This is a genomic window from Corynebacterium camporealensis (assembly GCF_000980815.1).
Taxonomy (GTDB): Bacteria; Actinomycetota; Actinomycetes; order Mycobacteriales; family Mycobacteriaceae; genus Corynebacterium; species Corynebacterium camporealense.
The window spans coordinates 574,376-589,219 of record NZ_CP011311.1; the positions used below are offsets into that span (position 1 = coordinate 574,376).

Sequence of the window (14,844 nt, forward strand, 5' to 3'; positions counted from 1 at the left end):
AGAACATGTCGAGCCTTATTCCTACTTACGCAGCTGACCACATCTCTGATGGTTTGTCGGAGTATCTCACCACGAGCTTTTCGCTGGCAGAGGACTTAACCGCACAGCAGTTACGTGCGTTCCTGCAGGACCCGAAGGGCGGCATGTTCTACGGTCCTTATGTGCGTACGCGACTGCCTTATGCTGCTGCGGAACGTAAGGATTGGGACGGGATTTTGGGATGGCTCCCGAAGGGATTCCAACCGTACCGGCATCAGGCTGAGGCATTCGCGCGCTTATCATCGCGTGATACAGCCACCGGAGACATGAAGCGTCCGGATCCGACATTGGTGGTTACTGGCACTGGTTCGGGTAAGACGGAGGCCTTCTTGTATCCGATCCTGGACCATTGTCGTCGAGTAGGCGGCAAGGGCATTAAGGCGCTCATTATGTATCCGATGAATGCCCTTGCAACTGACCAGGAACGTCGCTTGGCGAAGCTATTAAGCGAAGAAGCGGCTTTGGCGGGTGTGAGCGCTGGTCTGTATACCGGTGAGGTTGCCACCGGTGGTAGGCGAGTGGTTTCAGAGAGGGGACTGATTACAGATCGCTCGGTTATCCGTGACTCTCCGCCCGACATCTTGCTGACGAACTACAAGATGCTCGACCAATTGCTGCTTCGTGATGCAGACCAGATGCTCTGGGAGAAGTCCGCTGAAACTCTGCAGTACTTGGTGCTCGACGAGTTCCACACCTATGACGCTGCCCAAGGCACCGACGTTGCGATGTTGCTGCGTCGCCTTGGCTTGATGCTGAAGAAGCACCAACCCAAAGATTTCTTGACCGCAGAACAAGCAAAGCTGCCATTGGGTCGAGTGACGCCGGTGGCTACGTCGGCAACTTTGGGAGGTAAGGCTGGTTCTTCCTCCGCTGGTGCCACTGACATGCTGGACTTCGCCTATACGGTGTTTGGTGAGCGTCTTGAGCCTTCATCAGTCGTGGGGGAGACCCTTCTAACTGTTCCTCAGTGGCAAGAAACCATCCCTGAATTGGTTGGACAGTCAATTGTCTCTAGTACTGGGCCATCAGTAGATGTGATGAAATCCGTTGTCGACCAGGTCGCGACCTCTGCTGACGATTACGACGCAGCTGTTCATACAGCAATGTGTTCGCAAGTTCTGAGCTGCGATGAAGCATCGATTGAGTCTGCAATTGCCGCCATGGCAGGCAATGAACTAGTGCTCTCCATTCTGCAGGCAGCGGCATCACCAGTTCCATTGGGACAAGATGAATCCCTAGTTCCGGATGGCGAACACAGCACTGTCCCTTCGCTGGTCGAGCAGGTCTTTGATGGAAAAGTTCTGCGCGGTAATCGAGAGCTCTGTTTGGAGTTCCTCGCAATCGTACTTTCCGAACTGGCGTACTTGCGTGCTGAATTTGGTGCGCAGCGCGGTTGGGACGGTAAGAAGATTCCCGGTGTGGAAACACATTTGTGGGTCCGTGAGATTTCTCGAATTGATCGGGCAGTGGGATCTGTATCTGAGTCTGACGGTGATGATGACGGCTCAGGTGGATCGCAGATGTTCCGCTGGTCTGATGACGGCAAGGTAGCTCTTCCCACTGGGCATATCGATACTTCGCATTCGTGGTTGCCTGCTATTTATTGCCGTCGTTGTGGTCGCTCTGGCTGGATGTTGGGTACTCAACCCGGTGGTGACTCCTACGAGACTGATCCGGCAAGGATTCGTCAGCTATTCCGTCGTGGACCAGAGCGCCAGCGCCCTCTGATTGATGCCACCAGCGAAGTAATTGATGGTGCAGTGCGTGGCGAAGAAGAAAACTCGCGCGTACGCTGGCTGAACTTGGCTACGCCTGAACTTTCAGATGCGGAACCGAGCGACCAAGTCAAAGAACAAGATCCGGTCGCACCAGTATTGGTATATGTCGGCGACGATGTCGAAGATCGTGCCAAGGCGCAGTCCTGTCCATCCTGTGGCGAAGACGATGCCATTCGTTTCCTTGGCTCATCGGTAGCTACTTTGTTATCGGTTGCGTTGAGCAATCTCTTCGGTATGGACAGCCTCGATAACGGAGAGAAGAAGACTCTGGTCTTTGCCGATTCTGTTCAGGATGCGGCATACCGTGCCGGCTTCATGCAGAACCGCGCCCGTGCTTTCGCGTTGCGTGCACGCATCTGGCGAGCAGTGGATTCCTATTACGAGGATGAAAACGAAGGCGATGTGCCATGGGTGACGCTGGATCTCCTAGCTGAACGAATGGTCGAGCATGCACGCTCTGAAGAGGACCCCGCTGCGGAGGCACGATCGTTGTATGAGCTTCTCCCACCCGAATTGGCTGAAGTTCATACCTTCAAACCTGTATGGGATAAAGACGCTACGAGTGACCAGCGGCGTCATGCAAAGGATCGTTTGAAAAAACGACTGAACCTGGACCTGGCACTCCAGTTCGGTGACCGCGTAGACCTTCCTCGCTCGCTGGTATCCACCGGCTCGTTGTCGACCAGTGTTGACGTGTCCGACGATATTTTGCTGGATGCAGCAAAGAGCTCGCTGGTTGAAGTCATGGCAACGGATGACGAAGTACTGGCGTGGGCGCGCGGAGTATTGGAACAGATGCGCATTCAGGGTGGTATCTACCACCCGTGGTTCAAGGAATACCTACGCAATGACTGCAATCCGTACATGCTCAACAAGCGTGATGCGCGTGCCAAAGGTGTTCCGGCTTTTGCGCGTGGCAACTCGCCGAGCTTCCCTCGCTCGGGTGAAAAGCTCAAGGGCTATCAGGCAAAGAAGAACAACTCGGAAAGCATGCCGGTAGATGCTCAACAGGGCTGGTATGCACGTTGGACCAAGCAGGCACTGGCAGTCTCGACTGGTTCGGCATTCGCTGCGGCAAACGCGGTAAGCGAGCTGTTCCGTCAACTGGAGCTCGCTGAAGTTCTTCGTTCCGTGCCGACGAACAGCGGCGGCCGGATGTACTACCTGGAACCCAGCAAGATTGTGGTCGGCCAGGAGAGCAATCCGGAGATTCTCGAGTGCACGGCGTGCCACATGCGTGTCGGCGTCGATTCGAGTGCTCGTTCTGCTCTGCAGGGAGCTCCCTGCTTCACGTTGTCGTGCCCAGGCCGTTACGAAGTAACTGCGATTGAGGATAACTACTACCAGCAGCTGTACCGCTCACGGAACACCCGGACCGTTGTCTCTGCGGAGCACACCGGTCTGGTTCCTACCGCTAAGCGCAAGGAGATTGAAGACCAGTTCAAACTACCGGCTGAAAAGCAGCAAGCTGACGCGCCGAACGTCCTGGTGGCAACACCGACCCTCGAGATGGGTATCGACATCGGTGATCTATCCACAGTGATGCTGTCGTCGTTGCCGCGAACCGTTGCAAGCTACGTACAGCGTGTGGGCCGTGCAGGCCGTCTTACTGGTAACTCGCTCATTATTGCTTTGGTGCGTGGTCGCGGTACCGCTCTCACCAAGCTCGTGCACCCACTTGAGACCATTGCTGGTTCGGTCACGACGCCGGCAGCGTATCTGTCAGCGCGCGACATTATGCACCGCCAGTTCATTGCGTACCTCATCGATAGCAATGAGGTTGAGGCTCGAGTGGGTCAATTGCACAACGCCCGCAACGTCTTTAGCGATCGCGAAGAAAACCTCGTTGGTGTGCTCGAAGAGTTGGCGTCACAAGACCTGACGGCGCAACTAGATTCCTTTATCTCGACTCTGGCTCGGCACACCTCGGAAGACGTGCTGAATGAGCTGCGGGAGTGGGCGAGTGAAGGTGGACTTCTTGGTGAACTGCGCGCTGCCCGCAAGGACTGGAACGATACTCTGTACCAGCTCTTTGATCGTCAGGCGATTCTGCGCGAGCGAGTAGAAGACATCGATTCTCGTTTGAGCACTGGCATCGACGATGAGCAGCTGCAGAAGATGCGGGATACAACTCGTGCGGCGTTGCGTTTTGCGAACCAGCAAATCGAAAAGCACACCGAAGAGTACTGGATTGCAGCACTTGAACGTGTAGGCCTGCTGCCGAACTTCACCTTGTTGGATGACGCAGTGGAGTTCCATCTGTCGGTGTCTTCATTTGATGAGGAGAAGGGCGCATTCGATACCAGCTCTTATGACTACTCACGTGGTGTTTCTTCCGCCCTGACCGAACTTGCACCGGGCAATACCTTCTATGTGCAGGGCATCGGTGCGCAGATTGATTCAGTCGAGCTTGGTTCACACAACTCAGCATTGACGCAGTGGCGACTGTGCCCGGAGTGCTCGTACTCCGAGGCAACAGGTGCGGTGCTCTCGACGGATGACGACTACGCAATCGCTGCGCCTGCCGCAGGTGCGTGCCCGTCGTGTGGCAGTCCGGCGTTCGCAGAGCGCGGTCAGCTCATCGATGTCATTGAGATGTCGAAGGTCTATGCGTCGGTGGATGCATCGAGGTCTGCGATTAGCGATAGAGATGATGAACGCCGATCACTGATGTTCCAAACCCAGTTGAGCTTCTCCGTTCCAGAAGGCGGTCACGGTACTGCGTGGTATTTGGCTGGTTCTGGTTTCGGTATGGAGCATTTGCCGCGTGTGGATATGCGCTGGTTGAACCTTGGTAAGCATGGCGGTGGTTCCAAGAAGATGCTGGCTGGTTCCGAACGCGAAGCACCACTCTTCCGTGTGTGTGAACGTTGCGGTCACCTTGATTCCGAGGCTGGCAAGAACCACTGGAGTGACCACGCACCATGGTGTGAATTACGTGATGTACAAGACGAGCAGGTCGTGACCTTCGCGTTGGGCCGTACGTTGAGCACACAGGGCGTGCTCATTCGTCTGCCGGAAATGCTAGGCATGCTGGACGACTCGACGCTGCCGTCACTGGTGTCCGCGTTGCTGTTGGGCTTCAAGGAATACCTCGGCGGTAATCCGGAGCACCTCAACATCTCCATCGTGCGCACTGAGTCTGACGGCCAGCCTGAAGACATGTTGCTGGTTCATGACTCCATCCCGGGTGGTACTGGTTACCTGGCACAATTCACCGACCCGGCACATGTACGAGGTCTTCTGGAAGTTGCGTACAAGCGACTGGTGTCATGTGCTTGTGCGGATGAAGAACGCCAGGCGTGCCCGTCGTGCTTGCTGCCTTACGCGGTATCTGGTGCGGTGGATAAGACATCCCGCCAGGCAGCTGTTGCTGCACTGGCAAAGATTCTGGCTGATACTAAGCACCTTGATGCGGATGAAGATCCACTCGCGGTGAGCTGGCAAGGCCACATCACCACGGAGGTTCCGGAGCGTAGTAGCCGTTCCAAGTTGGAGCAGCGCTTCATTGAACAGCTTCGGGCGGAGCTGAAAAAGCTCAACGCGTCTGTCATTGAGCAAACCATTGGTGGTCATGCTCGTTGGGATATTGACTTCGGCGGACGCAGCGGTCATAAGTGGGTCATGGAAGAACAAGTCCAAATCGGTGGAACTGTTCCTGACGTGGTGTTCTCAACTGCAGACAACCAGGTCCGCAACATTGCGCTCTATCTGGATGGTGCGTCCTTCCACGCCAGTGAGGTGCACAACCGCGTAGGGGATGACTTTGCGAAGCGCAATACTCTCTACCGTTCGGGCTATTTGCCGTGGACTCTGACGTGGCAGGACATCGATAGGCAGCAAGCCCGTGGCAACAATGAAGGCAACCAGCCTTCTGCCTGGGTGACTGCTCGCATGCGCAATATTCTGGCCAAAGAACTTGATATCTCCAACGACCGCCTGGACTTGCTCGACCAAGGTCCTTTCTCGCAGTTGCTGTGGCTACTGCGTGAACCTGAAGGTACGGCCGGCAACGTATGGAAGCGCCTGAGCCAGGCTGCGTTCTTGGAAGCTGCGTTCGGCGGTACGCGTGCTGGGAAGGACACGATTGAGCATTCTTATCGCGAATGCGTGAATCTTGTGGTGCCGAAGAATGGCAACATGACCAACGGTTCGCTCAGCCTTGATAACCGGGAACAGGAACTGGACCCGGAAGGTTGGCGCATCTTTATTGAGCTATCCAACTTGGCCTACCTCAACGCCGATGGTGCGAATGTCACCGTGGAAGATTCCATCGTCGAACCCGTGGTTGCCGAGGACGCAGTGGTGCCTTCAGTAAGCGAGGAGGTACCGGATAGTACTGCTTCCTTGTCTGCTGAATGGGAAGCAGTGGTCGACGAATTCGACGGCGAAGACGAAGTCCAAACTGCTCTGCGCGCACTAGCCGAAGCCGGCGTTGCTGCACCAGCAGAAGATGACATCGGTGCCGAAGTCAACCAAGTACCAGTGGTTGCGCTGTGGCCAGAAGCCAAGGCGGTGCTGCTCTTTGCCGAAGACCTCGACGATGTCGGTGAAGAACTTACCGCGGAGGGGTACACCGTGGCTGGTGCCGATTTCGAAACTGCTCCAGACGCATTTGTCCAGGCACTGCGATAGCGGAGAGAAAATCAGGAACGAGGAGAATACGCATGCCATCACCCGTGACTTTCTATAACGGTGTGGAAGACCGTTATGGGCTGGGAAAACAGTTCTGGGATTTCATCACCAAGCTCAACCAGGACTCGACCAGTCCGGGTTTGCATATTGAGCCGGTAAAGAACGCCGCTGATAAGCGCGTGCGTACCGCGCGGGTGACCAAGCAGTACCGTGCTGTGCTCTTCGAGCTCAGCGAAGGCAAGCGGAAGCACTACCTCTTCGTCGATGTCCTTAATCACGACGATGCCTACGACCTGGCCACGAAAAAGACGCTGCGCGTAAATCCGGTCAACGGCATTACCGAGCTGATTGATGCGACTACTCCTGCAGTGGGCTCGGAGTCTGCTGCCGAAATTGCGGCTGAGGCCGCCTCGCGTGCCAAGCGGGAAGCAGCGATTGAAGCTGCACGCCAACAAGCTGCGCAAGAGAAAGCGGAAGCTAAGAAGCCGGCACCGTCTCCAGCTGAGGTGCTTGAAGACAACGGTTTGAGCGTTGAACAGCTGGGGTCTGAACTGGGTCTGCATGATGGTGTGCTGGAGCTGCTGAGTTCGGCAGAAAGCCAAGCTGAAGTAGATACTGGTTTGGCTGACGAACCTGCCTGGATTCAGGTCGCCGTTGCTGGCGTGCTCGCAGGATGCTCGTTGAATGAGGTTCGTGAAGAACTTGATCTGCGCCGGAAGGAAGCGGCATCTGCTGAAGAAGATGCTGAGCCTGATGAGCCTTCGTCTGCGGATTCTGTGGCTACGGAATCTGATGAAGACTCCGATGAAGCACTGATTGCCGGTATGAAGACCCCGGCGGCGAAGATGAACTTCGTGACCGTCGAGGGCGAAGATGAACTCGAGCAGGTACTGCGTGAGGGACTGGATAAGTGGAAAGTCTTCCTGCACCCCAGCCAGCAGCGTGCCGTGGAAGCGAACCACAAGGGCGCTGCCCGCGTGACCGGTGGTGCAGGTACCGGCAAGACCGTCGTAGTTATTCACCGCACCAAGTACTTACTCGACCAGAACCCGAATGCGTCTGTTCTGCTGACGACCTACACCCGTGAGTTGGCGAACTCGCTGAAGCAGCAGATGAATGAGCTCGACCCGAACTACCCTGAGGCTTCCGTCCATGGCGCGCCGGGTCTGTGGATCAGCGGCATTGATGCGCTGGTCTTTGAAGTGCTCAAGAACGCGCAGGATTCCGAACTAGAAACTGCACTCTGGGAGACCTTAGGTGTGAAAGGTAAGTTCACCCCTCGCGCACTGGAACCGAAGGTAGAACAGAATTTCTGGCGCGATGCCGCATTCCATAAGGGGCGTGAGCTTTCGAAGGAGAAGGCGAATCCAACCTTCCTGGCGCAGGAATATTCCTCAGTCATCTTGACCCACGGTATTAGTGACGAGAAGTCCTACCTGCGCGTGCGTCGTACCGGCCGCGGTACGCCACTATCTCGTGGTGAACGCAAGATCATCTGGCAGATTGTGCAGCACTACCACTCGCAATGCGCAATGGAAGGCAAGCTGAACTTCGCCGCCTGGGCATCGGTGGCCGCGCACGTTGTCACCCAACGCGACTGGGACGGCATGTTCGACCACGTCCTCATCGATGAGGCACAGGACTTCCACCCTGGCCATTGGCGATTCCTGCGCGCCGTGGCAAAGGAAGGCCCGAACGACCTGTTTATTGCCGAAGATTCCCACCAGCGCATCTACGGTCAGCGCATGGTGCTGCGTGACTTTGGTATTGAAACCCGTGGTCGCGCAACGACGAAGTTGAACATCAACTACCGCACAACGGGTCAGAACTTGAGCTACGCCACCGCAATCCTGGAAGGTACCGAATGGATTGACTCCGAAGAACAAAACGATGAGCTCAACGGCTACCGCTCACTGCGTTGGGGCCCGGCACCGCAGGTCGTGCATTCCGAAGGCAAGACCGAAGAGGGCGAGGCCCTGGCCGCACACATCAAGGAGTGGTTGGAAGGTCGCGATGGGGACGAGGTCTCCATTGGCGTGTTGACCCGCACTAACAACCGCAGGCTAGAACTGGCCCAGCATCTGGCTAACCTTGGCGTACCGATGACCACCTACCGCAAGACTGACAAAGAACACCCAGTCACTGTCATGACCATGCATATGGCCAAGGGCTTGGAGTTCACCCACGTCGTACTCAGCGAAGTATCTGCAAAGTCCCTCCCACAGGGGTACCTGCTCCAGGGACTCGCAGATGCAGAAAAGGAAGACGCACTCCAACGCGAGCGCGCTCTGCTGTACGTCGCCGCTTCACGTGCCCGTGACGTGCTGCTCGTCAGCGTTGTGGGTAAGCCTTCGGAGCTACTGCCGGCGGAGTAGGTGATTGTACGTAGGCAAAGATTAAGGGCCTAGAACACAATATGTTGGACCAAGAGGTTCCATAGATTTAAGAGTTCTCATCACTCCCTGCGGAGTGATGAGAACGATTGCCTAAAGCCCAATCATGAACTACAACCAATCGCAACTCAAAGGCCCTTTAGACTAGCAAACTTGGCGGGGTATACTCAATATTTAGGGGTCGCCCCGGGGAATTCATTGGTTAGGTTAGTAATCGGAGCGGGTTAAAACCCAATGTATGTAGTATGTTCGAGAATCGCCTTCTGGATTCATCCTTGATGATCCCCTTATTGGTGGCTAGGAAAGGAAACTTCCTCACTCTCTGGTGAAGTCGTTAATTCGGGTCGAAACCTCGGATCGACTGAGGCTAAGTAATCCTCAATTTGCGTGCGGGCACGGTGGTAAAGGGATTGTAATTCTCCCAGTGTAAGTGCTGCGTGCACTAACAGCTTATCATTGGGGTTGAGATAGGGTGCATGGAAAACGTTACTCGCTCAATGTAATGAGGAAATTGCTCCTTTGTCTGTTTATAGGCATTGATTGCTTCCTCTAGGTGACGGCAATCGTCCTTGGATCCGTAGCTTTTAGCAAGGGGCAAGCATTGTTCTAATTTGCCGTATGCATTATTGAAGTCTTGTTCAATATGAGTGCAAGAATTGCTAAGGATCTGGAGGGCATCTTCAACTTCTTGATCGGTGTAGTTAAAATCTAGGTTTTGAGTATTTTTCAATTTAGTCCAATCGAGCATTGTTGATGTTTTGCAGTACAGCTTTACAAGCGGATTCGTTAGAATAAAAAGGTCCTTTAAATCACTTCCTTGAGTTGTAGTCCTTGTTTGATCTATGGCTATAATCGCCACAGTGTTGGGTTTACATAGATTTAGGCGGGCTTGTTAGAGTTCTGACTATTGCTGCAGCTATATTTTTGACTGCCTGTCTGCTCTTAAGGTGTTATGGTATCGCAGTCATGTATAAAAGCCTGCGTTACTGGATTGGTTTGAAGCGAATATTTTGTATAGGTTAACATTCGAATAGAAGTGTTACGGTGGGTAAGGGAAGTTGGTTAAAACTTTAGTTTACGCAATGCGGGTAAGGATTGAGTATGGGCGTAGTGACTAGCTGAAATCGATGTCAATGTCATGCATCATAATGTCCGTGAGGAGATCATTTTAGAAGTCACTGGTGGCTTTATTGAAAAATCGCAAGAAAATGGCGGCATACTAAAGATAAGCTTTAGTATGCCGCCATTTTGGCACGGTTATGGTGCTGAATAACCTTAGCGCCGGGGAAATTACTTGTCTTCGTCTGCCCACGGGTCGATGAGCACGCGAATCGGGTTGCCCTCCTTAGACTCCATGATTTCGATGCCCTTCTCGATGTCATCGAGAGGCAGAATCTTAGACACGGACTCGGACAGGTCGAGACGGCCTGCCTGGACGAGCTCGGTGAGCAGGTAGATATCCACCGGCTTGTAGCCGAGGTGGCCGTGTACCTGCAGAGCTTGCAGACCGAAGTGCTCCATGTTGCCGGCGTTGAGCTCCTGGTCGGACAGACCAACCAGGACGGCGCGACCGCCGCGGTCGAGGGAGTCGATAGCCTGCTTCATGGTGGGCTGGATGCCGACGGCATCGAAAGCCACGTCGATCATGCGGCCGCGGGTGACCTCTTCGATCTTGTCCATCAGGTCCGGGTCATCGGAGCGGAAGACGTGGTCAGCGCCCAGGCGCTTAGCGCGCTCGAGCACATCATCGTTGATGTCGACACCGATGACCGGAACAGCACCAGCCAGCTTGGCCAGCTGGACGATGTGGGTACCAACGCCACCCAGGCCCCAGACAGCAACCGCGTTGCCGAGCTTGACCTCACCGGTGCGCTTGACGGCACCAAATGGGGTAGCGACGGCATCGGCAAGAATTGCAGCCTGGTCCATCGGCACACCTTCTGGCACGCGAACCAGACCGGAAGCACCGGACAGGGTGTACTGTGCCCAAGCATCGTCATACTGGAAAGCCATAAGCTCAGTATTCAGGCACTGTGCCGGGTTGCCGCGGCGGCACTGACGGCACTTGCCGCAGGAGCGACCAGCAGACGGGATGACCTTGTCGCCGACCTCCCAGCCGGTAACAGCGTCGCCGAGCTCGACAATCTCACCGGAGCACTCGTGGCCCTGGGTGATCTCTGGCGGGTAGCCCATCTTGAAGGTGCCGTTAATCAGGAAATATCGGAGTGGCAGATACCGCAGTATGCAACCTTGATGAGGACCTCATTCGGACCCGGCTTCGGAATCGGAACTTCCTCAATCCGCATTTCCTTGGTCTCGGTGTTGAGGCGTTGCGCCTTCATCGTTCCTTCCATGACACTCTCCTTTGAAGTAGTCGAAACGTTGAGAAGTTTCCACTCCAAGGATTTGCCTGTCGGCATGTTTTAGCTCATCGAAGAGCAAGAAGACCAGGCCATATGCTTAATGAAAATGTAGTGATACTGCCGGGGTATAAGTCTAATGTCGTAGTGACTGCTCACTACTTAGCGGTTGGGGGTTCGTCGCCAATGACGACGTAGTCGGTGCCGAGGGTGCGGCGCAGGCACGACGGTCGACGGTGGTGGTGATGCCTCCTTCGAATGGTTATGCCGGTGTGCTATTTCCATCTTTGAGCTCAGGCCAGTCACCTGTTGGCCGGAATAAGACTGTCATCACAGCGGCAATTGGATCTGGACTGTCGAAGACTTCTGAAGTGATTTCTGATGGATCCCAGTCGCTAGGTAAGTCTTGAAACCGTCCCTCAATCTTTCCCGGGATGATGGTTTGGCCGCCTTTCACTGCAGTCAAGATTGCCATTACGTCTTCGTGAGTTGCATGAAATGAGTTCTTACCGTTGGTGGCCGTAGCATCAGCGATACTAATCCAGTCCCCAATTTCGGCCATGTCGTCGAGCATGTTGGCGATGATCTTCTCTGGGTTTGTTTCCATACCTTCTACACTTACTCGTAACCATTATTTATTGCTTTGATGAGCGTCGAGGGTTACCTGGCCTAACGTTTTACAAAGTGTCGAGTGAAACCGTTACAAATTGTAGGATAGAATCGTTACAAAATGTAGGATGAAATCATTATAAAGTGTCGGATGGAGCTCTTAAAAATGGTAAAGAGAGATTATATCCCCAGGTTGGCGGATGAATTTGTCGAGCAGTCTCTTCGCCGTGCTGGGGCTCTTCTGATCGAAGGCCCGAAGGGCTGCGGCAAGACTGAGACAGCGCGACATCATGGCAACAGTGAGGTCCAGGTCGATATTGATCCTGATGTTTCGATCTCGATGGGAATCGACCCAACGTTAGTGCTGCAGGGCGCTGCACCGCGGGTCTTGGACGAGTGGCAAACTCAGCCCCGACTCTGGGATGTCGTGCGCCACGAAGTAGATAAGCGTGGCGAAACTGGCCAGTTTATTCTTACTGGTTCAACGGCTCCTTCCGAAGCTGCGCAGCGACATTCAGGAGCAGGGCGCTTTTCGCGACTGACAATGCACACGATGACCCTGTCGGAAAGTGGCGAATCCACAGGGCTTGCCTCGCTGTCTCGACTCGTGGAGGGGGAGGCGCCAGCAGTACCAACCTCTGAGTTAACTATTAATGACTTAGCAGAAAGAATCGTCCGTGGAGGTTGGCCGGGGTTTCTCGATCTTTCGCTGAAGGACGCGCAGGCCAACCTACGTGATTATGCGCGAACGGTGTGTGAGCTCGATGTAGCAACCCCTGATGGCATCCGACGGGACCCAAGCCGTGTTATGCGAACGATTCAATCCCTGGCTCGCGGCGTCGGCACCGAGAAGTCTTCTTCCACAATTGCGAAAGATGCCCAGCTAAGCCGTGACACAGTAATTGATTACCTGGATTCCCTGCAGCGAATCTTTATCAACCAGGATCAACCAGCTTGGTCTCAGTCGTTGCGTTCACGTACGCCTTTACGTAAAGCTCCAAAGAGGCACCTGGCGGACCCAGCGCTTGTCGTGGCAGCGTTGAAAAAGAAACCCGATGACCTGCTAAAAGATTGGGAGTTCTTTGGCCAGCTTTTCGAGTCATTGGTGGTTCATGAACTGCGAGCGTTAACCAATGAACCCGTGTATCACGCTCGTATGTCTTCTGGCGATGAAGTAGACGCAATCGCTACCGTCGACGACCAAACCATCTTGGTCGAAGTGAAGCTCGGTCACCACCCCGACGTTGTTGATCAGGCCGCTGCTAGCTTGCAGAAATTCGCTACCTTTGTCGAGGAACCAACCGAGCTTTTAGTCGTTACCGGCGGTGGTATGTCCTACCGCCGACCTGATGGCGTCAATGTCATTGCCATCGGTTCTTTAGGGCGCTAGTTCCGGGTTACTTGCCGTTGGAGGGGCGGATAACTAGCTCTTCGATGGTGGAATCTTCGCCCAAGTCGACGGCGAGACGCACCGAGCGGGCAATGGACTCCGGCTTGATGAACTGCGACTCGTCGTATTCGTTGCCGCGCTCCGCCTGAATCTGGCGCTGCATATCCGAGTCAGCCTTGCCCGGGTGGATGGAGGTCACGCGAATCTTGTTGCGCTGTTCCTCGCGCAGCGCATCGGTGTAGGCGCGCAGCGCGTGCTTGGTGCAGGCATAAGGACCGTAGCCAACACCGGAGTGGTTACCGGCACCGGAGTTGATTGCTACCAGGGTGCCGTTGGTCTTCTGCAATGCCGGCAGCAGCAAGCGAGTTAGCTCAGCAACAGCGAAGAAGTTCACATCAAAAGCCTGCTGCCATTCCGCAGCACTGGTCTCCGTCGTCGGCTTGTGCGCGACGATGCCCGCACCGTGAACGATGACATCAAGGGAGTCAATGTTGAGCTCATTGACTGCCTTTTCAATGCCAGCGATATCGGTCAGGTCCGCGATGAAAGGCTCAGCGCTAGGCAGCTCAGCAGCTACATCGCGGGCAGTCTCGCTGGAACCACCAACGATGATGTGGTGGTCACGCGAGAGTTCCTTAGCAATAGCACGGCCCAGTCCACGGGTCGCACCAGTAATGAAAGCGGTCTTGTTCGGGCGTTCGTTGTTAACGGAAGTCATGGGATCCGTTGTACGCGAAAACTTAGAACTAGGGGATTGTCCATAGATATGCCCAACTGGTAATAACAAGGTTAAGAGGGTCGAAAAACTCGGCTCCAAACCATAAGGAGCAGGTATGTCGAAACTGAGCGAATTGCTCGAAGACTCTGCAGTAGAGCTACACGGCAACGCCGTGGACTGGAAAGAAGCCATCCGCACCGCCGGTGGCTTGTTGGAAAAGACCGGTGCCATTACCGGCAATTACACCCAAGCGATGATTACCTCGGTTGAGGACAATGGTCCCTACATTGTGGTCGCGCCGGGCTTCGCGTTTGCACACGCACGCCCTTCGGAGGCAGTAAAGCGCACAGCTATTTCCTGGTTGCGCCTCGACGAGCCCGTGCGATTTGGCCACGGCACCAATGACCCGGTCACGCTAGTGGTGGCGCTTGCCGCCCAAGATGACAAGGCCCACACCAAGGCGATGTCTGAGCTGGCCAAGATCTTGGGCAACAAGACTAAGCGCGAGCGCTTGGACACTGTCGAAAGCGTTGACGAACTGCGTGAGGCGCTAGGGGATAGCAAGGCTGAGGTGAAGGGGGCATCGGTAAGTACTGCGTCCTCAACGCACCAGGTGGCTGAGGATTCCGTGGCATCCAAGGGCAAGATTTACACCGTCTGCGGCAACGGCCTGGGAACGTCACTCTTTTTGAAGAACACCCTGGAGCAAGTCCTCGACGTGTGGGGTTGGGGTCCGTACCTGACGGTGGAGGCCACCGACACGATTTCCGCGAAGGGCCGGGCAAAGGAAGCTGACTTCCTGCTCACCTCGGGTGAGATTGCAGCCACGCTTGGCGATGTCGGCGTCCCCGTCTACGTCATCGAAGACTTCACCAATCAACAGGAAATCGACGCTGCTCTGCGCGAGCTTTACGACGTCTAA

Annotated in this window: 8 protein-coding genes and 1 pseudogene; 5 read left to right on the plus strand and 4 right to left on the minus strand. The window is 54.9% G+C overall.

Annotated elements, in window-relative coordinates:
- The first annotated feature begins 5 nt into the window (after nucleotides 1-5).
- The gene (locus UL81_RS02780) at nucleotides 6-6,452 is read left to right on the plus strand and encodes a DEAD/DEAH box helicase (RefSeq protein ID WP_035106806.1); all 6,447 of its coding nucleotides are present in this window, start codon (nucleotides 6-8) and stop codon (nucleotides 6,450-6,452) included.
- 32 nt (nucleotides 6,453-6,484) lie between these two features.
- Nucleotides 6,485-8,827, plus strand: a complete 2,343-nt coding sequence (locus tag UL81_RS02785) for a UvrD-helicase domain-containing protein (RefSeq protein WP_046453231.1) — start codon at nucleotides 6,485-6,487, stop codon at nucleotides 8,825-8,827.
- Between the two features lie 460 nt (nucleotides 8,828-9,287).
- Here UL81_RS02785 and UL81_RS02790 read toward each other — a convergent pair whose 3' ends face one another.
- Nucleotides 9,288-9,704, minus strand: a complete 417-nt coding sequence (locus UL81_RS02790; RefSeq protein ID WP_144407159.1) for a hypothetical protein — start codon at nucleotides 9,702-9,704, stop codon at nucleotides 9,288-9,290.
- A gap of 279 nt (nucleotides 9,705-9,983) precedes the next feature.
- On the opposite strand from UL81_RS02790, the gene UL81_RS12115 reads away from it, so the two are divergent.
- Nucleotides 9,984-10,118 carry a hypothetical protein gene (locus UL81_RS12115; RefSeq protein WP_269078725.1) on the plus strand — a complete coding sequence of 45 codons (135 nt, stop codon included), beginning with the start codon at nucleotides 9,984-9,986 and terminating at the stop codon, nucleotides 10,116-10,118.
- Nucleotides 10,119-10,135: 17 nt separating this feature from the next.
- Here UL81_RS12115 and UL81_RS02795 read toward each other — a convergent pair.
- Nucleotides 10,136-11,199, minus strand: a pseudogene (locus UL81_RS02795) (zinc-binding dehydrogenase).
- Nucleotides 11,200-11,467: 268 nt separating this feature from the next.
- On the minus strand, nucleotides 11,468-11,812 hold the full coding sequence (locus UL81_RS02800) for a hypothetical protein (protein ID WP_046453233.1): 345 nt from the start codon (nucleotides 11,810-11,812) through the stop codon (nucleotides 11,468-11,470).
- A gap of 153 nt (nucleotides 11,813-11,965) precedes the next feature.
- Between UL81_RS02800 and UL81_RS02805 the strand changes: the two genes are divergently transcribed.
- Nucleotides 11,966-13,204: an ATP-binding protein gene (locus tag UL81_RS02805; protein WP_046453234.1), complete on the plus strand. Its 1,239-nt coding sequence runs from the start codon at nucleotides 11,966-11,968 to the stop codon at nucleotides 13,202-13,204.
- Nucleotides 13,205-13,211: 7 nt separating this feature from the next.
- Here UL81_RS02805 and UL81_RS02810 read toward each other — a convergent pair whose 3' ends face one another.
- Nucleotides 13,212-13,922 (minus strand): SDR family oxidoreductase, encoded by a 711-nt coding sequence (locus tag UL81_RS02810; protein WP_035106810.1) that lies wholly within the window; start codon nucleotides 13,920-13,922, stop codon nucleotides 13,212-13,214.
- Nucleotides 13,923-14,037: 115 nt separating this feature from the next.
- Here UL81_RS02810 and UL81_RS02815 point away from each other — a divergent pair, with 115 nt between their 5' ends.
- On the plus strand, nucleotides 14,038-14,844 hold the full coding sequence (locus tag UL81_RS02815) for a PTS sugar transporter subunit IIA (protein ID WP_035106812.1): 807 nt from the start codon (nucleotides 14,038-14,040) through the stop codon (nucleotides 14,842-14,844).